The organism is Picosynechococcus sp. PCC 11901 (assembly GCF_005577135.1).
In the GTDB taxonomy this organism is placed as follows: domain Bacteria; phylum Cyanobacteriota; class Cyanobacteriia; order Cyanobacteriales; family MRBY01; genus MRBY01.
In genome coordinates this window covers 1,159,907-1,182,731 of sequence record NZ_CP040360.1, presented here as the reverse complement: position 1 = coordinate 1,182,731, position 22,825 = coordinate 1,159,907, and the positions used below count along the sequence as shown (strand labels likewise).

Sequence of the window (22,825 nt, the reverse complement as noted above, 5' to 3'; positions counted from 1 at the left end):
TTTGCGTTCGTTTCAATGCCCTTGGGGAATTGATTTTCATTCTTCTTTTTTCACAGCACCTATGTCCTTTTTGCGTTCTGACTTGGCCCAACTCAAAGCCTATGTGTCCCACCCCGGTGGCCCGGTAAATACGCCGGTAGATATTCTCGACACCAATGAAAGTCCCTACGATCTCCCAGCGGATCTCAAGGAAATTCTGGCCGAACATTATCAAAATCAAATTGCCACAAACCGCTATCCCGACGGGGGCCATGGGGCGCTCAAGGAAGGCATTGCCGACTATGTGAATCGTTCTGGGCAGTTGACTGGGGATATTCAAGCGGCCCACATCTCCGTGGGCAATGGTTCCGATGAGTTGATCCGCTCGTTGTTAATTGCCACTTGCCTGGGCGGGGAAGGGTCGATCCTGGTGGCCGAACCCACCTTCTCGATGTACCGCATTTTGGCGCAAACTTTGGGAATTCACACCGTGGCGATCGCCCGACAGCCAGAAGATTTTAGCTGGGATCTTGCGGCGGCCCAAAACGCCATTGACCAACCCCAAGGGGCACCGGTGCGGGTGGTGTTTGTGGTGCATCCCAACTCTCCCACGGGCCAATGTCTCACGGTAGCAGAAATTAGCTGGCTCCAGTCTTTGCCGCCGGATATCCTTGTGGTGGTGGACGAAGCCTATTTTGAATTCAGTCAAAAAACTTTGGTGGCAGAAGTCCTACAGCGGCCCAACTGGGTGATCCTGCGGACATTCTCGAAGGCGTTTCGATTGGCAGCCCTGCGGGTGGGCTATGCCGTGGGCAGTTTAGAAATTATCCAAGCCCTCGAAAAGGTACGCCTCCCCTATAATTTGCCCAGTTTTTCCCAGGCGGCGGCCCGACTCGCCCTCGACCATGGCGATCGCCTGTTGGAAACCATTCCCGAAGCGCAACAGGAACGGGGGAAACTTTACCAAGCGTTAGGGCAACTGCCGAATTTCCGGGTGTGGCCCAGCGATGCGAATTTCCTCTATGGTCGCCTCCAGCCAGCGATGGAACCCCAGGCGGAAGCCTTAGCAAACCTCGTCGAAACCCTGAAAAATCAGGGGACTTTAATTCGACACACGGGGGGCGGCCTGCGGATTAGTGTAGGAACACCAGCGGAAAATCAGCGCACTTTAACTCGGTTAACAGGTTACTTGCAGGCTCTGTAAACAGGTAATTTCAGAGGCGACGCCGCACGAAAATTAAGGCTCGGAGGAGTTGTTGGAGCAACTTGATCTGGGCGATGACTTGCTGCCCTTGCTGTTTTTTCATCTGGATCTGTTGGGTGGTGGCAGGGATCACGTCCGCTTGTTGAATTAAATCTTCTACGACAATTTTGATTTTGCGTTCGTTGAGGGCGAAACGGTGGCGACTGAGGCGCAGATCCTGGTGCCAACGGCGAACTTTGCGCCAGAGAATATAATTCACCCCGATGAGACAAAGATTACTGGCGATCGCCACCAACCAGAAAAACGTTACGCTCATGCCACGGACTCCATCCACTGAATACAAGCTTTTAAATCTTGGTGTAGGGTTGCGCTGTCGGCCTGGTGGCGGCGGCCATGGCCCGGCAAAATCCAGGTGATCGGGTAGGGAAGGAGTTTTTTCATCGATTCAATTTGCGCTGTCCAAGAATACCAACAGTGATTCCGAAAGCCCGTCAAATGACCCAGGCGCGCCGAAAAAGCCAGGTGATCCCCGGTAAAAAGATATTGATCGCGGTAGAGTAACACTGCATGGCCTTCGGTGTGGCCCGGCACGGGAATAATTAGGCAATCTTTGAGAAAGGGGATCGCTTCGGTGCCTTCGAGAACGGTTTCTACGGCTTTTGTTCCCTCCCGAAGATCGGCCCGGTGCAACAGGCGATCGCATCCGAAATGATCATGGAATTTTTGGTGATCGGCCACATCATCCCGATGGGTCAAAAATAAATATCTCACGCCGCCTAAGGCTTCTAGTTGCTTTACTAGGGAGGGTTGGAACCGGGGGGAATCGACGAGAATGTTCCCCTCTGGATGCTGGATAAAATAGCTGGCAGCCCCAAAGGATTTACGCGAGTGGTAGCCGCAGTAATAGATATTTTCGACGATGGGTAGGGGAAATTCTGCCTGGATTGCAGGAAGATCTTTGGGGACGGTTTCGGTGGCGATGGAGGCCGTAGGACAGGCCAATAAAGCTTGTAAGGCCGCCCGTCTTTGGTTAGGGGTTTGGGGCTGGTGGTAGACGGCGGATTGCCCATCCTGACGGTTGAAAATCTCTGGACTGAGCCAACGGCAAGTATCACAGTCGATGCAACTACTGTCTACATAAAAGTCACCGGGCACATTTTGCGATCGCCGCTGGTGTTGGGTAGCCATGGATCTTTTCCCCTGAACTTTCTGATGGGATCTTAACATTCGTCCCCAAAAGCAGCCGATCCAGATTTTTTATTGTATTATAAACACTAAATTAATTCATTGGAGGCGAAAGACGCACCATGGCTGGGAAAAATTTAGACATCACGGCCCAGGACTACGCTCTATTGACGGATCTTTACCAGCTCACCATGGCGGCTTGTTATGTGGGGGAAGGATTGGCAGAGACCCCCGCCTGTTTTGAGCTGTTTACCCGTCGCTTGCCCGATGAATTTGGCTATCTCGTGGCGATGGGCTTGGAGCAGGTTTTAAATTACCTGGAAGGGCTGCAGTTTACGGAGGCGCAAATTGACTATCTCCGCAGTACCGGGATTTTTGAGCAGGCCCCAGCCGCCTTTTGGGATTTACTCGCCACGGGTCGTTTTACAGGGGATCTTTGGGCCGTCCCAGAGGGAACCGTGATTTTTCCCCAGGAGCCGTTTTTGCGGATCGAAGCCCCCCTGTGGCAAGCCCAGATTATTGAAACGTTTCTGCTCAATGCCATCAATTACCAAACCCTAATTGCAACACGGGCGGCACGGATGCGTCACATTGCGGGCGATCGCCAATTATTAGAATTCGGCACAAGGCGGGCTTTTAGTCCCCAGGGGTCTACCTGGGCAGCGCGGGCGGCTTTGGCTGGCGGGTTAGATGCCACGTCCAATGTTTTAGCCGCACAACAGTTGGGGATTAAACCCGTGGGAACGATGGCCCATGCCTTGGTGATGGCGGTGGGCACCCTCGAAGGCTCGGAGGATGATGCGTTCCGGGCGTTTCACCGTTATTTTCCGGCGGCCCCTTTGCTCATTGATACCTACGACACCGTGGCGGCGGCGGAGCGTTTAGGTAAGGCGATTCAAACTGGCGAAACCCATCTAGCGGGAGTGCGCCTCGATTCGGGGGATTTATTAACCCTCTCCCAACAGGTGCGGCGAGCATTACCAACGACGGTGAAAATCTTTGCCAGTAGTGATCTCGATGAAGGGGAAATGGCGCGGCTCCAGGCGGCTGGGGCAACCATTGATGGCTATGGTTTGGGGACGAAATTGGTGACAGGCGACCCAGTTAATGGCGTGTATAAATTAGTGCAAATTGGCGATCGCCCGACGATGAAAAAGTCCAGCGGGAAGGCGACTTATCCGGGTTGTAAGCAGATTTTCCGCAATCTAGAGGCTGGACAGGATCGCCTCGGTTTAGTGAATGAAGCTCCCCAATCAGGAGAAATTCCTCTGCTCGAAAAGGTGATGGCCCAGGGAAAACGGTTATTTTCGACCGAAGATCTCGGTACAATTCGTCAGCGAACGACGGCTAATGTGTGTCAATTACCCGATGAAGTGAAACGTTTAGAAAATCCTGAGACCTATCCCGTCACAATTTCTGAATCTCTGCAAACCCTCACCGAGGCGATCGCCCAATCCCTCTAGGCAGGCCGTTGCAACTTCACCATAAAGAAACCATCCATGTCATGGCGCTGGGGTAAGACCTGAATCCAACCCTGTTCCTGGGCATAGGGAAAAGCGGGTGCATCTGAGCTGGGGGGGACAATCTGCCAGTCTGGGTGTTCCGCGAGGAATTGGTTGGCGATCGCCTCATTTTCTGCCGGATTTAGCGTGCAGGTGGCATAGACTAAATAGCCTCCCGGTTTGACCCAAGTGGCCCCCGTGGTGAGCAGTTCTCTCTGAAGTTGGGTCAGTTCAGCAATTTTCTGGGGGTTTTGTTGCCAGCGGATATCGGGGCGTTTGTGGAGTGTCCCCAATCCCGAACAGGGCACATCCAGCAGCACCCGGTCAGCCATATTGCGAAACTGCGAATAGGTGCGACTGTCACCGATGAGGGTGCGGATCATCGAGAGTTTGAGGCGGCGGGCATTTTGCTCAATTTTATTAATGCGGGCTTGATATTTATCACTGGCCCAGATGGTGCCGCGATCCTGCATTTTTTCGGCGATGTGGGTCGTTTTGCCACCAGGGGCTGCACAGGCATCGATAATTACTTCCCCTGGTTGGGGATCGAGCAAGTGCGTTACCAATTGGGCGCTGGCATCCTGGATTGTCCACCAGCCTTCTTTGTAACCCGGCAAATCTTGAATTAAACCCCGTTTTTCTACTAGGCGCAGGGCATTGGGTAAATTGGCGATCGCCTCGGCTTTGACTCCTGCCTGGGTGAGTTTATCCTGGACAGCGGCGACATTCGCCCGGAGGGGATTCACCCGGAGATCCAGTTGGGCAGGCCGATTAAACCATTGACAAAGCTGTTCCGTTTCCTCCGCTCCAAATTGTTCAAGCCATTGGCCAATCAGCCATTCCGGAAAACTATATTGCAAAGCTAGCCGCTCTGCTGCTGTCTCTGGTAACTGGAGCGGATCATGGCCTTTGTCCCGTTGCCGCAGATAACCGCGCAGACAGCCATTTACCACCCCTGCTAATTGGCCCAGCTTGTTGGTTTTCGCAATTTCAACGCTGGTATTGACCGCCGCCGAGGGGGGAATTTGATCTAAGTAACGCAGTTGGTACAAACCCAGTTGAAGGAGTACCCGTAGATCAGGCGGTTGTTGATCGATGGGCTTTTTTCCTAGTTGATCAATGATCGCATCGAGGGTTTTTTGGCGACGGACAGTACCATAGACTAATTCGGCAACTAAAGCGCGATCGCTCCCGGTGAGGTTACTTTTGTGGAGGACTCGATCAAGGGCCACATCGGTATAGGCGTTGTGGTACATGATTTGCCGGAGGGCGAGGAAGGCGAGTTGGCGGGCTGAAGACATTAAATCCGATAAAAACGTAGTAGGTTGATTATCCCCTAGTCTGTTCCTCCCCACTACTTCTGAACTTAGCTTTGGGTTTGAATCGGACAAAACTTCTAAAATGTATGGGTAATGCTCTGGATGAATCGATATGCTGAAAAGTTACGAGGCAATTTATGAGGCAGGACAAATGATTTGGCTTGGGGAAGTGCCCCAAATTGATCAAGCACGGGTAATTGTGACGATCATTGAGGAAGGTTCTCCGATTCAGAAAAAACGCCACTTTCCCCCATCACACTTGGCTGACAAAGCGAAAGTCCTCGGTGATATTGTGGCACCCCTAGTAGATGAAGCAGATTGGGAATGTCTGAAGTAATTCTCCTAGATACCCATATTTGGTTATGGCTCATCAATGGCGATTTTGATCAATTTCCGTCCCACTGGGTTGAGAAGCTGGAACGAGTCGATGTTGTTGGTGTTTCGCCGCTATCTTGCTACGAAATCGCTCTAGCCTGTCAGCGACAGCGTTTGCAACTGACTTGTCGCCCCGAAGAATGGATACAGCAGGCTTTAGACCCGGCAGGTATCGAGATTTTGCCTTTAACAGCAACAATTGCAGTAAGGGCTGTAAATTTATCTCCTATTCATCGAGACCCATTTGATCGCATGATTATTGCGACAGCTCTGGTGTATCAGGCTCAGCTTGCCAGTATTGACGGGCTTTTTGGAAAATATCCTGAACTCGAAAATTATTTAATGAGATAGATTGTTTGGTTTAATACTGGCAATCTTTAAAGTATTGTGAGCATGAGAGCAAGATTATGGTCAGGTTGATTTCGGATTTTGATGGGGTGGTCGTAGATCTGTCGGAACGCTACTATCGTGTTTATCGCTGGCGGTTAACCCAAGTCGCAGAACCAGAGCAAACCTTATCCCCCTTAACAAAGGAGGAATTTTGGGCTTTAAAGCGACAAAAGACTTCCCAGACCGATATTGGTTTGCGGTCAGGTCTCCGGGAAGATCAGTTGCCAGAGTTTAAGCGGCTCCGGGATGACCATGTGCATCGACTAGAAAATATGGTGCACGATCGCCTGATTGAGGGTTCCTTAGAAGCATTGACGACTGCTCAAAGCTGGGGCTGGGAAGTGATGACCGTTACCATGCGTCGTTACAGTGAGCTGGACAAAATTTTGCAGCTTCATCCGGTTTTGCAGGATATTTTTCCGGGCGATCGCCGTTTTTGTTTACCCGACTCAACGGATCGCAACCAAGATTTTTATCAAAAGCCGTTGCTCATGGGAGAAAGCCTTGCCCGACTGCGTCCCAAAGAGACCACTTGGATGGTGGGGGATACGGAAGCCGATATTCACTCGGCCCAGAGCCATAATATTCCCGTGATTGCAGTTCTTTCGGGGATTCGCGATCGCCAATTATTGGCCGCCCACAACCCAGATTTCATTGTGGAAAATTTATGGGAAGCGGTGCAACTGATCCGAGAGCAGGTCGCTAGTTAGCATAGAAAAAAAGCTATGTTATAATTTTGGCGCTTTATTGGGGCTGTGGCTCAGCAGGATAGAGCAAGCGCCTCCTGAATCTTTCGGGCAGCATGGATCGGAAACGCCATGGCTGAATGTGGTCAAATTCAAGGAAGCCTAAGTGATGAAAATTTCCATCATAGGGTAACCCTGAGCCAAGCCTTTCGGTGCCTCGCCGGAGGAAGGTGCAGAGACTAGCTGGTTGGTTTTGGGGCAAATTTTTTTTGAGGATCTTGAATGCTAACGTTTGTAGCGAAAGGTCATCGCCAACCCAGCATAACGGCCACCACCTACGGAAACTGTAGGATTTGGTTACCAAATCCTGGGTTCTAGGGTGAAGAGATAGTCCAGAGAGTCGGGGAAACCCACACCAATCTGAAGCGCTAGGTCGCCGGTTCGAATCCGGCCAGTCCCGTTTTTCCCGTAGGGATTTGGTCTCCAAATCCCTACCATTTTGATGGGATGTTGGGGTGTAATTGATCGACGTGCCAATTGTAGGGATTATTTTCTATGTATTCTCTGAGGATATCGAGGGATTTTTCATGGCGAATAATGTGCTCATAGTAGTTTTTTTGCCAAATTTTTGTCCCAACTAGATCGCGTTTTTGATTGATTTTTTTCGTTGTTTGATATTTGAAATAGGCGATAATTTTGCCGAGGTTCGTTTTTTGTTCGTAAAAAGGGCGATCGCCTTTGTTGTGAATGGCGTTAAAAGCGTCTTTTGGCGGTGGCACAGGGAAATCTGTCGTTTCAGGTTCGGTACAAATTAAGATGCCATGAAAATGATTGGGCATAATCACGGCGGCATCAATTTCTAGATTTTCAAAATGTCTAGGCAAATAATTCCAAACTTGTTCAACAATTTTTCCATACTCGTTTAAGTGCAAGATTTTATCCGTGATCGTGCCAAATAAACATTCACGGGCCTGCACACAAATTGTCACAAAATATGCGCCTGCCCGGTTGTAATCATAAGATTTCAAACGAATGGAGCGCCGATGATGAATTTGCGGATTATATTGATTTGCCATCGCAATAACCGTAGGGATTTGGTTTCCAAATCCAAAATAATAGAAACCAAGGGCATGGGAACCAAGCCCCTACGGATGGTTAACGGGTGGGAAAACGAGCATTGTCTAGCATTTCACGGGCTGTTTCGCTGGGTTGATAGCCATAACCCCACATTGCTCCATCAGAATCATCAATCACTTGTGGCGTAATAATAAAGAGAAGTTCTCGACGGCTATTATCTCTGGATGTACTTCTAAACAAGGAGCCGATAAGGGGAATATCGCCTAGGATAGGAACTTTTGCTGTAGTGACTAGATCTCGTTCATCAATCACACCTGCAAGAAGTAAAGTTTGATCATCTCTCAAGCGAACAGAACCTGACTGAAGAAGCGTTTGTCGTTTCAATGTAACAGGTTCATCATTGACGATCTCCTGACCGGCGACAGAAGAAACTTCTGGTTGAACATTCAGAGTAATAAAGCCATTATCGTCAATCCTTTCTATTCCTACTGCAACTTTAAGGCCAACTTGATCAATTACAGGCTCAACAATTCGATCTGTAATATTACCTTGGTCATTTTGTTGTCTGCGCTCAACAGTTCCAACTACAATATCCTCTGTCAAATCAATATTGGCAACTTGATTTTCTTGGACAATTAAAGTAGGGTCAGCAATAATTTTAGAGGTTGTATTACGTAGTAAGCCAGCAACCAAATTACCAATAAAGTTAGTACCTCGACCAACTGCTCTATCGCTAACATTTGCTCCTAGACCTTGAATAGAAAGCGTGACATCTCCTGCGTCATCTAGAGTTCGGATAACTGCTGCCACTTGGTCTTCGTTTAGTCCTGCCGGGAGGGGAGAACCAGGGAAAGCAATCTGATAAGCTTCAGTAATTGAACCAACAAATACTGTGTTGGCAGGATCTAGACTATCAAATACTTCGAATTCTTCTCCAAATGAAACTTGTTGATTTCCTTGTTCAATGACGATCCCATTGGGGTTGAACTCGGAAAAAATATCACTAGCTCTCGATAGATCATTAGGAGAAAGGATAATCCCATCTCCTGCACTGATCCCTACTCGATCTTCTAACAGGAGCTTAATATCAGACGAGATAGAACGATTTCCACTTAAAGTAACATCTAGAATCTTGACATTAACAGCAACTTGCCGCTTTCGAGCATCCAGTTGAGTCAAGAGGTTCGTTGCCATTTCAACAATCTTAGGTTCACCCGTCAATGTAATTGCATTCAGTCGAGTATCAAGCGTACTTTCCAGCTCATTTCGGAATAAATCTCGAAGTTTTATTAATCCAGCGTCAACAGTGGTTGTTGCTCCGTCTGTCGCCTCCTCTTCTTCTTCGATTTCATTGGCGCAAACAAAAACATCTCCTTCTGGTTTGACTGAATCACTGCCTGTTTCTAAATAGCATTGAGCGCGAAAAACGTCTGCTTGGTTGAGACGTAAAGTTCGGGTGATTTTAGGGATCACTGCATCAGGTAAATCTTTTCCAACAAAAACTGTCCCACCTCTCATTGCCGCTTTAAGATTGGACAGCATTAATACATAGTCAAAGACTTCTTGCACTGGCTCATTTTCAATATCTAAAGAAACAGACCGATCACTAATATCACCAGAAACGACTAAGTTAATACCTGCTGTCCGCGCTAATAGAGCCATCACATCTTCTGCGGGTGCTTGCTTCAATACAAGACGAGGCACAACTGCATTTGTCCGTAGGTTGACATATCTAGGAAGGGAGGTGTCAGTTGTCGAAACCGAAATATCGCCTATTGGTGGCGCACTGGCCCTTGGTAAAAACGGTGGAATTGGGGCCGTCGGTTGGAGGAAATTATTTTGATTGTTATTGCTGGGGGCACTCTGAGCCAACAAGGTCGGTTCAATGACTGTGGAGGGCTCTGTGACCTGGGCCGTTTCTGTCGTGTCTGCTGTCGAGGTGGTCACATTGAGCAAAATGCTGTTGTCATCCTGGCTGAGGATTTCCCCTTTTGGTGCTGCCACTTCCCCTAGGGCGACGATTTTGACATTGCCTGGAGCCGACTCCATCACCTCGATGCGCTCAATCCCCGGTAAAGGATTATCTTGGCTGAAAATATCCTGTCCATTGCCGAGATCTAACCGTGCATTGGCAATTTCTGCAATGAGTACCCGGTCTTTTTGGGTCGTCGAAACCTGGGGCTTCTCACCAGACAGATTTGCACTCTCTGGTGCAAGACTGAGAGCGAGTTCTAGGTTGCCATCTCCTGGCCGTACCGCCAGTTCCCGTACTTGTATATTTGCTGCCTGGGCTGGGGTGACTAAAACTGTTGTAGAAGCAACGACACCAGCGACGACTCCGGAATAGGACTTGATATTCACGACAGAAAATCTCCACACACACTAATTAAATGTAATCGAAAAACCGAAATGAATCCCGCTTGAAATTAACAATAATTTTAAAAAACAACCCTAAAAATCCAAAATAATTAGCAATTTAAAATAAGTTTTGCTAATAATGTCTTCAGAAATTTGTTTTGAAACCAAAATTAATGGTTCCTATGCCGCTAGTTTACCTCCCTATCTCCTCAGCAAATTGTTTTGACCTCGAAACCTAGCCACCATTCTCTGCAGGTTGTTCCTCTTGACCTTCTTCTCCCTCGGCTGGGGCGGCCTCAGCAGCTAATTCTGCTTGTCGGGCAGCTAGCTCTTCCGGGGTCGGGGCAATGAGGGCATCCACCACAAAGGAAACCCCTAGCTGGGCTTGGGATTGTGTTACCAAACGGCCATTTTCGTAGCGGAATGTCGCTGGTTCAGCCACCGTCGTCGAAAAATTACGCAATACCAACAACGGCTGCAACACATCGATGCTCGTGAGCATGGACTCTGCTTCTGTGTAGGTCATATTATCGAAGCTGACGTTAAAGGTTTGGTATTTCAGCTTATTTTGGGCAGCTTCACCGTAGGTAGCGGCATCGGTAATAAATTCGGGTTTAGGTGGTGTCGGCTCGTAGCTCGTTAGTTGTACATTGCTGGCTGTGAGGATCCGGTTGAAATCAAGCAAGAAAGTCTGCATTTGCTTGTCTTGACCATAGGCATTGAGAATTTCGGTGGCAATCCGTTGCTCGTTGGCTAATTCCACCTCGCGCTGGGCAATTTGCTCTTGGATATTCCCGGCGCCTTTTTCTTGTAATTCTGCTTGTTTTGTCTGGAGTTCCTGTTCGAGGGTGCTGATTTCCCCTTGGATGGGCCGAACGAGAAACCACCATAGTCCGGCGCTGGCCCCAATGCCGGCGATCGCCAACATCGTCCCTAAAACTTTTGAAGTGAACTGAATCCCAAAAGCTTCAAAAAAGCCCTGTTCCTGACCAACCATGGTCATTTCCGTCATCGTTTGCCGGAACTCTTCTGCGTATGTCATCGGTTGTTGCTCCTCCTCACAGTGTTGATGAATATCGAGATCGTTAAATCCTAAAAGCTACTCCGCAAGCGTTCGGCCATCCCCCGTGCCCCCTGGCTGTCTAGGGTGCGAATCACCTCTGCATCGGTGAGGTCATTGAGGGAGATTGATACCGTGTAGTCCACCACCTGGGGCATGCTAAAGGAAGCAACGGGCCGCGGAAAATCCACCTGGGCAGTGGTAATCGGGTTATCGACTAAATTTGCACTGACAATATAGATTTCTTCCCCTTGCAGCAAAGGCGATTCCGGCAGGTTGAGGACAAAGTCATTCACTTCATTAAAAGTGCGTGCGTTACCCCGTACCAACACTTGATTATCCGACTGCTCGAAGGAAGTGATCTTGAGACCGGGTGGGGTTAAATCCCCCACTTCCCGCAAAATGGCCGACCAGGGTTTAATCCTCGTTTGCAGCACATCCACAAAGGCTTGGCTTTGGGATTTATAGGTGTCAATTTCTTGTTGAATTTGCTGTAACCTCGCCTGCTGGGCATTGGCTCCCTGGAGCTGTTGATCGACAACGGCAATTTCTTCTTGGATGTTCGCTTTTTCACGACTTTGCTGGAACCACAACAGACCCACCACCGCCAAGGCCGCCGCAGTGACCGCCCCACCGATAATTAGTGGCTTTGGCTCTTGGCCCGGAATCACCCCAGGTTTGCTCACCAGACGATCGGCGATCGTCATCGAAGAATCTTTCGTTAAACCACGGTCTTTCAGGAAATTAATATCTAAACCATACATAGCCCTATACCTCCCGGAGTCCTAAACCCAGTGCAGTGCCCAAGGACGGTCGTTGTACCTTGGAAATTTCTTCATCAACGTCAATAGACAGCGCCTCAAACGGATCAATTTGAATCGTCGGAATGCTGAGACGCTGCGTAAAAAATTCATCCAGTTGACTAATCCCCCCCCCAGGGCCAGCCAACATTAATTGGGCCACTTCCAGCTCACCGCTCTGGTTGAGGTAAAAATCAATGGAACGGCGCAATTCGTCTGTCAGTTCCCCTAGAACGCGCAGGAGGGCCGCCATCCCAGGGTTAATGCCCGTGGCGCCAGTGCGCGATCCTTCCATTGGTGTGTTGGGAATGGTCATCCCCTGGAGAAGTTCGATGTCGCGGGGGGCAGGTAAATTCATGGCGCGGGATAGGGCATTTTGCAGTTGCGAAGCACCAATAGGCACCGTCCGGGAAAACTGTGGTACCCCATCGACCACAATGGCAATTTCGGTACAGTCAAATTCAATATCAACCAAGACCACCGCTTCCTGGGAGCTAAACTGCCGTAGTTGCTCACGAATCGTCCGGAGGAGGGCAAAACTATTGATTTCGAGGATATTGATCTCTAGTCCCGCCTGCACAATGGTCTCCACATAGGCGTCGGTCACTTCTCGCCGGGTGGCCACCAACAGAACTTGCACCTTTTCAATGCCATCTTCATCCTGGAAAAACCCAAGTTTTTGATAATCGAGATCCACTTCTTCGCGCGGGTAGGGCAGGTAGAGGCTTGCTTCGTGGTTGAGGACCATATCCCGCAGTTCGGCATCATCGAGTTCGGCGGGGATCGGGATCAGGCGAATAATTGCCTCCCGCATGGGCACGGCGGCCGTAACCTGTTTAGCGCTGATGTTGTTGGCGCTGAGGGTATTTTGGATCAGCTCGGCGAGGGCGGGAACATCAACAATTTTTCCTTCTTCAAAAATGCCTTCGGGTACGGGTTCGGTGATGTAGGTCGCCAGCTTATAGACCTGTCCCTGTTTTTTGAGTTGGACCATGTTTAAGCGTTCCGTTGAGATCTCGATGCCAATCCCTTTACGCTTTGGTTTGAAGATATTTTTGAAGAAATCTAGCATAGGAAAATGTTCCGAAAGGATGACCTATGGAGCCATCGGTGCTAACCACCCATACCCCGGTTGCTATTAAATTTAGCTCAGTTTGCCGAAAGTAAATAACAATCGCAAAAAAGGGAGCAATTTTGCCCCTGAAGCTGTCTGGATAATGGCATGATCTGAAGGTCAATTCAATGTGAGTGATCACTGCGGCTGAAATTGGGAGGAAAGTTTTTATGTTTAATGGTCTCAAAGGGCTACGGCGTGGACTGTTTGTGGGGGTGAGTTTGGTGGCGATCGCCGCCTGTCAGCAGGTACCTGGGGGCAATGGCAACACCCCAGAAACGGTCGAATTTTGGACAATGCAATTGCAACCAAAGTTTACAGATTATTTCAATGAATTAATTACGGCCTTTGAAACCGAAAATGCGGCAGAAACGGTGCGCTGGGTAGATGTCCCTTGGTCAGCGATGGAAAGTAAAATCCTGACGGCGGTTTCGGCGCGCACGGCTCCGGATGTGGTGAACCTCAATCCTAATTTTGCTTCCCAGTTGGCCAGTCGTGATGCTTGGTTGGTGCTGGATGATCGTCTGACGCCAGAATTGCGCGATCGCTATTTGCCGAAAATTTGGCAGGCGAATCAAATCAACGGCCAAACCTTTGGTATTCCCTGGTATCTCACGACCCGGATTAGTTTTTATAACGAAGATTTATTTGCTGAGGCGGGCATTGACGATCCCCCCAGCACCTACACAGAGTTGGCGATCGCCGCCCAAACGATCAAAGAAACAACTGGGAAATATGCCTTTTTCGTTACTTTCGTCCCCGGTGACTCCAATGAAGTCCTGGAGTCCTTGGTACAAATGGGGGTCACCCTAGTCAATGCCGATGGTTCTGCGGGCTTTAATACCCCCGAAGGCATTGCGGCTTTCCAATACTGGGTCGATCTTTACCAGGCGGAATTATTACCCCCAGAAGTGCTGACCCAAGGCCATAGCCACGGCATTGAACTCTACCAAGCCGGGGAAACGGCGATCGCCAACACTTCCCCCGAATTTATCAACACCATCCAGCAGAACGCGCCCCAAATTGCCGTGGTATCCGTCCCAGCCCCCCAAATCACTGGAGAAACAGGTAAAAAGAACGTCGCCGTAATGAACCTTGTGATCCCCAAAGATAGCGACGATCCAGAGGCTGCCCTCGATTTTGCCCTCTTTGTCACTAATACTGAAAATCAACTTGCCTTTGCTGAAGCCGCCAATGTTTTGCCCTCTACCCAGGCCGCAGTGGAACAATACATTGCGAAACTCGCCGCCAGCGCCGCCACTGATAGCCTCAGTTTGGCCCGGAAAATTAGTGCCGAACAACTAGCGGATGCCGAAATTTTGATCCCCGCCCAGGAGAATCTCACGGAACTGCAAAAGCTTATCTACGAGAATCTCCAAGCAGCGATGCTCGACCAAAAGACAGTTCCCCAGGCGGTGGCTGATGCGGCAGCAGCTTGGAATGCCCTTTAACCCTCCCAAGAGGGAATCCACCCTCCGCCCGTTGGGCACCTCCCTCCAGGGAGGATGTTTCTTGGTTTTTTGCAAAACGTTTATACTGACATTTCTCAAGCCCTATTATCCACAAACAATATGGAAGTCCAATTTCGCGAATTTTCCCCCTTCGACCTCTGGATTTGGTTGGAGTTTGACCATGTGCCTTCGGAGACGGAAAAACAATATGTCGAAGAGCTATTTGACTCTTGGTTTTACATCGGGAAATTAGGGGGCTTTAATGCGGAGAATCTCCAGATTCAAGAAACTGGGGTAGATATTAGCTACCTCACCTACGACGAAGACCAAGCGGATAATGCGCTGATGGCCCCAATGCACAATAAAGGGGACTTTGAATATGAGGGCATTTGGGGGCGTTGCTGGTTTGATTTGGGGACGAGTGATCTCATTGCTTTAGATATTTTGGTTAATGCCCTGAAGCAGTTAAGCAAAGATTTTGTGGATCTGCGCCGGATTGTGGTGGGGGGCGAAAATGAAGATTGGCCCATCGAACGGGACGAAGCTGACAGTTGGTATGCATAGGCAGCGACCCCAGGTAACAGCGATCGCCGCCATGAGTGCCGACGGTAAAATTGCCGATTACAGCGGCGCTCCAGCGCGGTTTCCTTCGGCCCAGGATAAAGCCCACTTGGAACGGTTAATTGCCCAGGTGGATGCGGTGATGTTTGGGGCCAATACCCTCCGCGCCTATGGCACAAGTCTTCCGATTGGCGATCGCCACCTGTTGCAACAACGCCAAGACCGCCACCAACCGCCCCAACCAATCCACTTTGTTTGTTCTGGCTCCGGCAATCTTTCCCAGGATTTGCCTTTTTTTCGGCAGCCCCTCCGCCGGGGTCTTTTAACCGCTCCCGAACAACTTCCCCGGTGGGCCAAATTTCCAGGTTTTGAGCAAATTATTGCTTTAGATTCAGCCGGAGCATGGCAACCAACTCTCACGGAACTGAGGCAACAGGGGATTGAAAAGTTGGGTCTGTTGGGAGGAGGAAACCTCATCGCCAGCTTCGCGGAGCAAGGCTGTTTGGATGAACTGTGGCTAACGGTTTGTCCTGTTTTACTCGGCGGAACAGCGGCTCCCACCCCCATGGCAGGCAATGGTTTTTTACAGACGGCGGGCTTGACCCTCGAACTTCTGGAATATGAGGCGATCGCCTCGGAGTTATTTCTCCATTACTGCGTGAAACAATAACAGCAGCACTCTGTACTCTGGCACCTTATCCATGGCGATTTTAACGGTTGAACAACTCACCCTTACCCTTGGGCCGAGGGATATTCTCCGAGATATTTCCTTTGCCCTAGAGCCCGGCGATCACCTAGTGCTGGTGGGGCCATCGGGCTCCGGAAAAACAACCCTCCTCCACTGTCTCAATCAACTTCAGAGTCCCACCGCAGGCCGCCTCACCTTCCAAGGTCAGCCCTACAGCGCCTATAATCCCGTTGTCCTGCGGCAACACATTGCCCTCGTGCCCCAGGAGGCCCGCCTTTTGGCGATGACCGTCAAGGATGCCCTATGGTACCCACTCCAGTTACGGAAACAATCGGCCCCAACTATCCGCAACCATTGGCAACAGTGGCAAGATCAACTGGATATTCCCCCAGAATGGCTTGATCGCCACGAAGCACTCCTGTCCGGCGGCCAAAAACAATGGGTGGCGATCGCCAGGGCACTCCTCTGCAAACCCCAAGTTCTCCTCCTAGACGAACCCACCGCCGCCCTAGATTTAGGTCGCATTCAAACCTTAGTTGCGCTGTTGTTGAAATATCAGGCCCAATCCAATATCCCTTTGGTTATTTCTACCCATAACCTCGACTTTGCCCAGCAACTCGCAACAAAATTGATTTACCTCGACCAAGGTCAAATCCAGCACCACCACCACAATCACTCCATTCCTTGGTCAGTCATCCAGCAAACCCTCCAAAGTCGTCAATCCACCAATAGCGAACCTTGGTGACGACCCTCTAACCTTGATTAACCAGCTCACGAATGGAGGTCCGGGTTTTGAGTTTTGGGGGGCTTGGGCGAGCCGGCGTCGGTGAAGGTTCTAAGGTTGCATTGCCATTGCCGAGACCAGACCCAATCCCATCGAGGTTAAAACGATAACCCACATTGCGTACCGTTTGAATCAAATTGGGCTGACGGGGGTCCTGTTCAATTTTCTTCCGCAGGGATAACACATGGGTATCGATGGTGCGGGGGTTATCAATGGCATCTGGCCATGCCCGCCGCAATAATTCTGAGCGACTGAGGGGTTCCCCGTTGGCCTGGGCGAGCACATACAACAAACTAAATTCTTGGGGCGTTAAATCGATGTACAGACCCCGGAATTGTACCCGCCGCTGCACGAGATCAATGCGCAATTCACCATAATCAAGTTGGAGGGGAGCACTCACTGCCCGAATCCGCCGCGTCAAGGCTTCTACCCGCGCTAAAAGTTCTTGCATCCCGAAGGGCTTCGTTAAATAATCATCAGCCCCAGCCTTTAACCCTGCCACAACATCTTTTTCTGTATTTTTTGCCGACAGGATGAGAATGATGGCCTGGGTATTTTGGCGTAGCCAACGGCAGAGTTCGAGGCCATCACCGTCCGGTAATTCCGAGTCTAGTAGCACCAAGGCAGGCATATGCTGTTCAAAGACACGCCGCGACTGGTTGAGATTTGCTGCTTGGTAAATGGCATAGTTGGCTTGTTGAAGATGCCACCCAAGCAATGATCTCAAGTGGGGATTTCCTTCGATGATGGCAACAGAGATTAAAGTCACGATGGTTTGACTTCCTTGCGATTGTTGCTCCTACGTTAACAAAGTTAATGTCAACAGATTGTAACCGTGGTTACGTCTTAACTGTTTCTTTGGACTCGATTAATTACCGCAAATCACAATCTTAAAAGTTCACCTAAATGGATCATGTATCTTAATGATTATTTAAGCTGAACTTGATAACAAAAGGCAAAAGAACGAAGTCAACCATCGTCATTTTAGTTACAGAATATGAATGATAAAAGGGTAGCGATATTCTGTTGCTGGACTGCCCAAGATTTTTAAAATCGCCAAAATTGGCATCACAAAGCTCAGGAGCAGTAGGGGAATGGCTAGGATGATTGCAATGGGAATCAGGATTACGGTAGCCGCGCAAAAACCGGCGATCGCCCAACCCACCCAAAGGTTTAGGTGGAGATTGAGGGATTCCCGTGCATTGGCCTTAACAACGGGATCTTCACTCACAAGCAACAGGGCCACCGGAATTCCAATGGAGACAAATGTATAGTTAATAAAAATGGCTCCGTGGCAAAGACTCGAAAGCAGTTTTCTTTTATCGGGATCAAAGGTCATCGCTTAAATTCTCCTAACTTTAGTAAAGTTGTATTTTTTAAATAAAGGTTAAATGGTTGTTATGAATGTTACGTTTTGCGAGCACGAAGACATCCATTAGTTGTCTAAACGATAAACAATTTTGCCATCGGTGGCGCGATTCGTCACTTGCAAAAATTCTGCTCGCACTAAATTTTCTAGGTGGGATTCGAGGATGTTTCTTGGAACTTCTTCAATTTCAAGGAAGCAGTCTAGAAGGGTAACTTCGCCTTTGGTCTGACAAAATTTAAGGATGCGACGATCGAGGGCTTCTTTGGCAATATTTTGATCGACAGGTGTGTCTGGGGCCAAACTGGGAGTCACATTTTGCTGATTGGCGGCGATCGCCTGATCCCCAATATTCACAATCACCTGGGGGGGGATCGCGTCACGGGTTAAGCGTTTAGACTCGTATCCCATGAGGGCTTTGGTGTTGTACTTTTTGTCAAAATCATCCTGGGACATACTAACCAACACGATTGCTTCGACAAAGCCGACAATGGTGGGAATGTAAGTCCAGAAAAAAATAGCGTAAATAATCCCCCAGCCGATTTCCCCCAGATAGAATTTATGCCCCCCCACACCACCGAGGAAAAAGGCTAACACTGCGGCTGTACTTTTCTGTCTCATGCAGGGTTCTTGGTCATACTAAGCGGACATTGGCAATCAACCAGGCGATCGCCTTTCCCCACTATTGTAGAAACCCTAGTCGAAAACGGCCTAGAACTGACGCAAAAAGCGCAGATCACTGTTATACAAACGGCGAATATCGTCCAGCTTGTGCAGAACCATCGCAAAGCGCTCTACCCCTAGCCCGGCCGCAAAACCGGTATAGACTTCCGGGTCATAACCAACGGCCTTGAGCACATTGGGATCAACCATGCCACAACCCATTACCTCCAGCCATTTACCCTGCCATTTCACATCCACTTCGGCGGAAGGTTCAGTGAAGGGGAAGTAGCTGGCCCGGAAGGTCACCTCTAGATCTTCGCCGAACATCTGCCGCAAAAATTCCTTGAGGGTGCCTTTTAGGTCGGTGAATTTCAAATTTTTATCAATTGCCAGGAGTTCAATCTGATGGAACACGGCGGAGTGGGTCGCATCGACGGTATCGCGACGGTAAACCCGGCCCGGGGCAACAATCCTTAAAGGGGGTTCGTTTTGCTCCATGTGGCGAATCTGTACCGAGGAAGTATGGGTGCGCAATAGGCGATCGCCCGGCAGATAAAACGTATCCTGCATATCCCGTGCTGGGTGGTCAGCAGGGGTATTGAGTGCCTCAAAGTTGTAATAGTCTGTCTCAATTTGGGGGCCTTCAGCGACGGTATAGCCCAGGCCCACAAAAATATCTAAAACCCGATCAATGGTGCTCTGGAGCGGGTGCATTTTCCCCAGGGGACGCCCCACACCGGGCATGGTGACATCGAGGGTTTCGGCTTTGAGTTGGGCTTCGATCTTCGCTTTCTGGAGAGTTTCAAGCTTGGTATCAAGAGCCCCCTGGAGGGCTTCTTTAACTTGGTTGGCGATCACCCCAATTTTTGGCCGTTCTTCAGCGGAGAGTTTGCCCATGCCCCGGAGGATTTGGGACAGTTGACCCTTCTTGCCGAGGTAGTTGACCCGCAATTTTTCGAGGGCGTCGAGATCTGTCGCCGTGGCGATTGCGCCGGTGGCTTCCTGTTGGAGCGTTTGCAAATCAGATTCGATTTGGGTCAAAGTAGAAGTGGTCATGCCAAAAAGATTGCAACTAAACTTGTTTCGAGGATAAAACCCCTAACAGTTTAAACCTTCCTCGATAATAAAAAAACGTCAATTTTTCACCAGGAACCCATGACACCTGCTACGCCGCTGAATTTATTAATCAGTAATGATGATGGCATCTCCGCCCTGGGGATCCGTACCCTCGCCAATACCCTCGCCGAAGCAGGTCACCAGGTCACCGTCGTTTGTCCTGACCGAGAACGTTCTGCCACGGGGCACGGTTTAACGCTCCACCGCCCGATCCGCACTGAAATTGTCGAAGGGATTTTTGATCCCCGTGTCACTGCTTGGAGCTGCTCTGGTACACCATCAGATTGTGTTAAATTTGCCCTCAGTGCCGTCCTCAAAGAACGCCCTCATTTTGTCCTCTCTGGCATTAACCACGGCTCTAATCTGGGGACTGATGTCCTGTATTCCGGGACGGTTTCGGCGGCGATGGAAGGGTTATTAGAAGGTATTCACAGCATTGCCCTAAGCCTGGCGGACTATACCAGCCACAATTTTCAACCTGCCGCTGATTTCGCAGTCAAGCTCCTCTGTCAACTGATGGAAAAACGTCCCCACTGGGCGATCGCCAACCAAGATGCGCCAGTTTTATTGAATATCAATGTGCCCAACCTAGAAAAAGAAAAGCTTGCTGGGGTAAAAATTACACGTCAGGGGTTGCGCCGTTACATTGAGCAATTTCAGAAGCGTCAAGATCCGCGCGGCAAAACCTATTACTGGCTCTCTGGGGAAGTGATCGAAGAATTACCCCAACCGGATGAGCCGAATATTCCCCTAGATTTTCCGACCGATGTCCAGGCGATCGCCGCTGGCTATATCACCATCACGCCTTTGCAGTACATCATGAATGACCTGCACCGCATCCAGACCCTCGCCCAGGAGGATTGGCAGATCTAAGCTCTGTGAATTTCGTTAAGGTGTGACCCCATCGCTGACGGGCCGAATTTCTTCGTTGGTAAACGGATCTGTGGAGCCGTTCCAATTAAAACTATTGATCGTAATATTCACCGAACCAATTTCAAGGACGGGATTATAGCGCAACAGCACGCCGTGGGTTCGCCGACTATATTCAAGGAAATAATCGGTGCTAATCGCTTCTTCGCTGTCGAGGTTGATCGCCGTCTGGAAACCCACCCGGAAGGGGCCATAGAGTTGTTGGGTCAGGCCGAATTCGAGGGTACGTTGGTCAACGGCCCGGTCAAAGAGAAACGGCGATAATTCATCACTGAGGACGCTATTGGTGTAGCTCAGATTAAAACCCGTATAGTCGAAACTGTTCCCGGCAAAGCGGCCAAATTGTCCTTCGATGCCGATTTTTCCCCGGAGGGAATTTTGGCGATCGCCATTGCTATAAACCCCCGCTACCCCCTGTAACCCCGTCACCAGAGAAACATAGGGAACAATGGGCTTCGGACTGTATCGTAAGCCCTCAAAGCGAGTCGGCGGCAAGGGTTCACCGCTCCAGAGAGGGAAACGATGGTCGAGGTTAAAGGAGCCTTGGTAACGGGTGAGGTTCACTTGGTCTTCGCTGACCCCTGGTTCCAATAAGTCTGGGCGGTCGGTATCGGCTTCGATATTCTGCACGCTGGCCTGAAAATCCACCTCAAAGCCGGAATCTCCCAAAATATAGCGCGGCGATCGCAGCACAATTCCAAAGCTCCGCTGTACCCGCTGAAAACCGAGGGAACCATTAAAAAGGCGATCGCGGTAGTTAAATTCCTGACTAAGGCGAAAGGGATTATCTAAATTACCAAGCTGTTGTTCTAGGCGAAAATTCAACTCGAGTTTATCTTCAAAATTATCCAGCTTGAGATTCTCTAAGGAACCCCGTGCCGCAAATGACACCCGTGGATTAAACCGATAGTCAAACTCACTGGTCACCGCAAACACCCCAGGGGCCAAGATTTCCCCTGCATCATCATCGTTGGTTTCTGCGAGGATCGTATCCGGGAACCAAGCCTTCTGGAGGAGGTATTGGGGGGTCACTGTCCAGCGACCCTGGGCACTGCGATAAAGGGAAAATCGCCGCTGCAGAAATAAACCGCCTTTTTCCTCATCATCAAATCCAAAGGACACCTGGCTAAAAATCCCCTCGGATTCGCCAAAGCGAAAGGTCCGCGGAAATACAGGTAAAGAAACGTTGTTGTCAATGACGAGGCGGGTCTTGGTGGTAACGAGCTCGTCGTTAAATTCGTCTACTTTTTGGTAAGTGGCCGTGTCTGCCACCAACTGCAATTCCGGTGGCGAAAAGGGATCATTGGTGATGCTGATATTTTTAGCTTCCCAGCGATCGCCGACAAATTCCACCGATTCTGCTTGGAAACGCACCCGATTGATGACGTTTGTCTGGGTATCAATGTCACGGGTGCCAATATCGCGCCCGCTGCCCAGGACAAAACTAATCCCTTCTTCGCCCATGACCTCTGTGGCCGGTTGATTGAGCAAAAGCCGTTCGTTTAAAAGCACGGCTGGATTGCTACTGACCCCAAAACGTGTGGGTCGCACTCCCAAGTCTTGGTTTAAGGTCGTTTGGGAAATTTCCCCTTCTGCCTGTTGGATCTGGCCGCGATTTTGTACAAAGAAATAGGTAAATTGTTCACCCCGTAAAATCTGTTGTCCCCGACGTAGGGCGACATCTCCCCTGGCGATCGCCAATTTGCTGTTGAGATTGATCTGGAGTTGGTCGGCGCTGAGAACGGCTTCCTGGAAGCGGACGACCACATTTCCCATGGCTGTGACCACCTGGGTTTGCTCGTTATATTCCTGGCGATCGCTGATTACTTCGAGCACCGCTGGCGGAGTCGGGATTGCTTCGGGATCTGTCGCCTCCTCGGTTGGATTTGCTTCTAAGGAAAATTGTTGCTGCTGACCCGTACGGTCTTGGATTTGAATTTCGCCATAGTTCATTTCCCCTTCCAGCTCAATTTCCTGGGCCGCTACTCCCCCTGGTAATTGCGCCATCGGTGAGCCTTGGCCCGTCTGCATCAACGGCTCTGCCACCACAGGCATCACAGCACAATTCAATGTACAAAGGACGGCGATCGCAGACATAACAGTACTCACCTGCAAAGGAAATTACACAAAATCTATCCTAATCCCTAAATTCCGCACCACACGTAATTTTATTTTTTTGGGAAGTTATTTTGTAATGTGCCGGGATTTGACGAAACC

At 49.7% G+C, this 22,825-nt stretch carries 23 protein-coding genes; 10 read left to right on the top strand and 13 right to left on the bottom strand.

Features of this window, described 5'->3' with window-relative positions; genetic code table 11:
- The first annotated feature begins 61 nt into the window (after nt 1–61).
- Nucleotides 62–1,183 (top strand): histidinol-phosphate transaminase, encoded by a 1,122-nt coding sequence (locus tag FEK30_RS06640; protein ID WP_138072497.1) that lies wholly within the window; start codon nt 62–64, stop codon nt 1,181–1,183.
- Between the two features lie 10 nt (nt 1,184–1,193).
- Here FEK30_RS06640 and FEK30_RS06635 read toward each other — a convergent pair whose 3' ends face one another.
- Nucleotides 1,194–1,499 (bottom strand): hypothetical protein, encoded by a 306-nt coding sequence (locus tag FEK30_RS06635; RefSeq protein WP_012306141.1) that lies wholly within the window; start codon nt 1,497–1,499, stop codon nt 1,194–1,196.
- On the bottom strand, nt 1,496–2,371 hold the full coding sequence (locus FEK30_RS06630) for an MBL fold metallo-hydrolase (protein WP_138072495.1): 876 nt from the start codon (nt 2,369–2,371) through the stop codon (nt 1,496–1,498). The genes FEK30_RS06635 and FEK30_RS06630 overlap by 4 nt, the downstream gene beginning before the upstream one ends.
- A gap of 119 nt (nt 2,372–2,490) precedes the next feature.
- Between FEK30_RS06630 and FEK30_RS06625 the strand changes: the two genes are divergently transcribed.
- Complete coding sequence (locus FEK30_RS06625; protein ID WP_138072493.1) at nt 2,491–3,831, top strand: nicotinate phosphoribosyltransferase; 1,341 nt, start codon at nt 2,491–2,493, stop codon at nt 3,829–3,831.
- Here FEK30_RS06625 and FEK30_RS06620 read toward each other — a convergent pair.
- Nucleotides 3,828–5,171 carry a 16S rRNA (cytosine(967)-C(5))-methyltransferase gene (locus FEK30_RS06620; RefSeq protein ID WP_138072491.1) on the bottom strand — a complete coding sequence of 448 codons (1,344 nt, stop codon included), beginning with the start codon at nt 5,169–5,171 and terminating at the stop codon, nt 3,828–3,830. The two genes, FEK30_RS06625 and FEK30_RS06620, sit on opposite strands and share 4 nt — an antisense overlap.
- Before the next feature lie 130 nt (nt 5,172–5,301).
- Between FEK30_RS06620 and FEK30_RS06615 the strand changes: the two genes are divergently transcribed.
- The 3 genes from FEK30_RS06615 to FEK30_RS06605 are packed head-to-tail and all read left to right on the top strand — an operon-like array spanning nt 5,302 to nt 6,664.
- The gene (locus FEK30_RS06615) at nt 5,302–5,526 is read left to right on the top strand and encodes a hypothetical protein (RefSeq protein ID WP_030007117.1); all 225 of its coding nucleotides are present in this window, start codon (nt 5,302–5,304) and stop codon (nt 5,524–5,526) included.
- The gene (locus FEK30_RS06610) at nt 5,514–5,915 is read left to right on the top strand and encodes a type II toxin-antitoxin system VapC family toxin (protein ID WP_138072489.1); all 402 of its coding nucleotides are present in this window, start codon (nt 5,514–5,516) and stop codon (nt 5,913–5,915) included. Before FEK30_RS06615 ends, FEK30_RS06610 begins: the two co-directional genes overlap by 13 nt.
- Nucleotides 5,916–5,971: 56 nt before the next feature.
- Nucleotides 5,972–6,664, top strand: a complete 693-nt coding sequence (locus FEK30_RS06605; protein ID WP_138072486.1) for an HAD family hydrolase — start codon at nt 5,972–5,974, stop codon at nt 6,662–6,664.
- A gap of 467 nt (nt 6,665–7,131) precedes the next feature.
- Here FEK30_RS06605 and FEK30_RS06600 read toward each other — a convergent pair whose 3' ends face one another.
- The 5 genes from FEK30_RS06600 to pilM form a co-directional block, all read right to left on the bottom strand.
- Nucleotides 7,132–7,716, bottom strand: a complete 585-nt coding sequence (locus FEK30_RS06600) for a transposase (RefSeq protein ID WP_138072484.1) — start codon at nt 7,714–7,716, stop codon at nt 7,132–7,134.
- 79 nt (nt 7,717–7,795) lie between these two features.
- The gene (locus tag FEK30_RS06595; protein ID WP_168191127.1) at nt 7,796–10,078 is read right to left on the bottom strand and encodes a secretin GspD/PilQ domain-containing protein; all 2,283 of its coding nucleotides are present in this window, start codon (nt 10,076–10,078) and stop codon (nt 7,796–7,798) included.
- Nucleotides 10,079–10,310: 232 nt separating this feature from the next.
- On the bottom strand, nt 10,311–11,117 hold the full coding sequence (locus FEK30_RS06590; protein WP_138072480.1) for an OmpH family outer membrane protein: 807 nt from the start codon (nt 11,115–11,117) through the stop codon (nt 10,311–10,313).
- Nucleotides 11,118–11,167: 50 nt separating this feature from the next.
- On the bottom strand, nt 11,168–11,899 hold the full coding sequence (locus FEK30_RS06585; protein ID WP_138072478.1) for a PilN domain-containing protein: 732 nt from the start codon (nt 11,897–11,899) through the stop codon (nt 11,168–11,170).
- A 4-nt stretch (nt 11,900–11,903) separates the two neighbouring features.
- Nucleotides 11,904–13,007, bottom strand: coding sequence for a type IV pilus assembly protein PilM (pilM, locus tag FEK30_RS06580; RefSeq protein ID WP_138072476.1), 1,104 nt, complete (start codon nt 13,005–13,007; stop codon nt 11,904–11,906).
- Between the two features lie 212 nt (nt 13,008–13,219).
- On the opposite strand from pilM, the gene FEK30_RS06575 reads away from it, so the two are divergent.
- The 4 genes from FEK30_RS06575 to FEK30_RS06560 all read left to right on the top strand — a co-directional run bounded on the left by FEK30_RS06575 (nt 13,220) and on the right by FEK30_RS06560 (nt 16,494).
- Nucleotides 13,220–14,500, top strand: a complete 1,281-nt coding sequence (locus FEK30_RS06575; protein ID WP_138072474.1) for an ABC transporter substrate-binding protein — start codon at nt 13,220–13,222, stop codon at nt 14,498–14,500.
- 120 nt (nt 14,501–14,620) lie between these two features.
- The gene (locus FEK30_RS06570; protein ID WP_138072472.1) at nt 14,621–15,064 is read left to right on the top strand and encodes a DUF3531 family protein; all 444 of its coding nucleotides are present in this window, start codon (nt 14,621–14,623) and stop codon (nt 15,062–15,064) included.
- Nucleotides 15,057–15,731 (top strand): RibD family protein, encoded by a 675-nt coding sequence (locus FEK30_RS06565; RefSeq protein WP_138072470.1) that lies wholly within the window; start codon nt 15,057–15,059, stop codon nt 15,729–15,731. Before FEK30_RS06570 ends, FEK30_RS06565 begins: the two co-directional genes overlap by 8 nt.
- A 31-nt stretch (nt 15,732–15,762) precedes the next feature.
- Nucleotides 15,763–16,494: an ABC transporter ATP-binding protein gene (locus FEK30_RS06560; RefSeq protein WP_138072468.1), complete on the top strand. Its 732-nt coding sequence runs from the start codon at nt 15,763–15,765 to the stop codon at nt 16,492–16,494.
- Nucleotides 16,495–16,501: 7 nt separating this feature from the next.
- On the opposite strand, the gene FEK30_RS06555 is transcribed toward FEK30_RS06560, so the two are convergent.
- From FEK30_RS06555 to pheS, 4 genes are all read right to left on the bottom strand, one after another.
- Nucleotides 16,502–17,302 (bottom strand): response regulator transcription factor, encoded by an 801-nt coding sequence (locus FEK30_RS06555; RefSeq protein WP_138072466.1) that lies wholly within the window; start codon nt 17,300–17,302, stop codon nt 16,502–16,504.
- Between the two features lie 219 nt (nt 17,303–17,521).
- Nucleotides 17,522–17,872: a DUF4870 domain-containing protein gene (locus tag FEK30_RS06550; protein ID WP_138072464.1), complete on the bottom strand. Its 351-nt coding sequence runs from the start codon at nt 17,870–17,872 to the stop codon at nt 17,522–17,524.
- Nucleotides 17,873–17,968: 96 nt separating this feature from the next.
- Nucleotides 17,969–18,520, bottom strand: a complete 552-nt coding sequence (locus tag FEK30_RS06545) for a TM2 domain-containing protein (protein ID WP_012306125.1) — start codon at nt 18,518–18,520, stop codon at nt 17,969–17,971.
- A gap of 90 nt (nt 18,521–18,610) precedes the next feature.
- A complete protein-coding gene (pheS, locus tag FEK30_RS06540) occupies nt 18,611–19,618 on the bottom strand; it encodes a phenylalanine--tRNA ligase subunit alpha (protein ID WP_138072462.1) in 1,008 nt (335 codons plus the stop codon).
- A 99-nt stretch (nt 19,619–19,717) separates the two neighbouring features.
- On the opposite strand from pheS, the gene surE reads away from it, so the two are divergent.
- Nucleotides 19,718–20,551 (top strand): 5'/3'-nucleotidase SurE, encoded by an 834-nt coding sequence (gene surE / locus FEK30_RS06535; RefSeq protein ID WP_138072460.1) that lies wholly within the window; start codon nt 19,718–19,720, stop codon nt 20,549–20,551.
- 15 nt (nt 20,552–20,566) lie between these two features.
- Here surE and FEK30_RS06530 read toward each other — a convergent pair whose 3' ends face one another.
- Nucleotides 20,567–22,717: a DUF3769 domain-containing protein gene (locus FEK30_RS06530; RefSeq protein ID WP_255447981.1), complete on the bottom strand. Its 2,151-nt coding sequence runs from the start codon at nt 22,715–22,717 to the stop codon at nt 20,567–20,569.
- Nucleotides 22,718–22,825: the final 108 nt, after the last annotated feature.

Coding starts and splice junctions, on each gene's coding strand:
- FEK30_RS06640 (WP_138072497.1), top strand. CDS start 62: ATGTCCTTTTTGCGTTCTGACTTGGCCCAACTCAAAGCCTATGTGTCC.
- FEK30_RS06635 (WP_012306141.1), bottom strand. CDS start 1,499: ATGAGCGTAACGTTTTTCTGGTTGGTGGCGATCGCCAGTAATCTTTGT.
- FEK30_RS06630 (WP_138072495.1), bottom strand. CDS start 2,371: ATGGCTACCCAACACCAGCGGCGATCGCAAAATGTGCCCGGTGACTTT.
- FEK30_RS06625 (WP_138072493.1), top strand. CDS start 2,491: ATGGCTGGGAAAAATTTAGACATCACGGCCCAGGACTACGCTCTATTG.
- FEK30_RS06620 (WP_138072491.1), bottom strand. CDS start 5,171: ATGTCTTCAGCCCGCCAACTCGCCTTCCTCGCCCTCCGGCAAATCATG.
- FEK30_RS06615 (WP_030007117.1), top strand. CDS start 5,302: ATGCTGAAAAGTTACGAGGCAATTTATGAGGCAGGACAAATGATTTGG.
- FEK30_RS06610 (WP_138072489.1), top strand. CDS start 5,514: ATGTCTGAAGTAATTCTCCTAGATACCCATATTTGGTTATGGCTCATC.
- FEK30_RS06605 (WP_138072486.1), top strand. CDS start 5,972: ATGGTCAGGTTGATTTCGGATTTTGATGGGGTGGTCGTAGATCTGTCG.
- FEK30_RS06600 (WP_138072484.1), bottom strand. CDS start 7,716: ATGGCAAATCAATATAATCCGCAAATTCATCATCGGCGCTCCATTCGT.
- FEK30_RS06590 (WP_138072480.1), bottom strand. CDS start 11,117: ATGACATACGCAGAAGAGTTCCGGCAAACGATGACGGAAATGACCATG.
- FEK30_RS06585 (WP_138072478.1), bottom strand. CDS start 11,899: ATGTATGGTTTAGATATTAATTTCCTGAAAGACCGTGGTTTAACGAAA.
- pilM (WP_138072476.1), bottom strand. CDS start 13,007: ATGCTAGATTTCTTCAAAAATATCTTCAAACCAAAGCGTAAAGGGATT.
- FEK30_RS06575 (WP_138072474.1), top strand. CDS start 13,220: ATGTTTAATGGTCTCAAAGGGCTACGGCGTGGACTGTTTGTGGGGGTG.
- FEK30_RS06570 (WP_138072472.1), top strand. CDS start 14,621: ATGGAAGTCCAATTTCGCGAATTTTCCCCCTTCGACCTCTGGATTTGG.
- FEK30_RS06565 (WP_138072470.1), top strand. CDS start 15,057: ATGCATAGGCAGCGACCCCAGGTAACAGCGATCGCCGCCATGAGTGCC.
- FEK30_RS06560 (WP_138072468.1), top strand. CDS start 15,763: ATGGCGATTTTAACGGTTGAACAACTCACCCTTACCCTTGGGCCGAGG.
- FEK30_RS06550 (WP_138072464.1), bottom strand. CDS start 17,872: ATGACCTTTGATCCCGATAAAAGAAAACTGCTTTCGAGTCTTTGCCAC.
- FEK30_RS06545 (WP_012306125.1), bottom strand. CDS start 18,520: ATGAGACAGAAAAGTACAGCCGCAGTGTTAGCCTTTTTCCTCGGTGGT.
- pheS (WP_138072462.1), bottom strand. CDS start 19,618: ATGACCACTTCTACTTTGACCCAAATCGAATCTGATTTGCAAACGCTC.
- surE (WP_138072460.1), top strand. CDS start 19,718: ATGACACCTGCTACGCCGCTGAATTTATTAATCAGTAATGATGATGGC.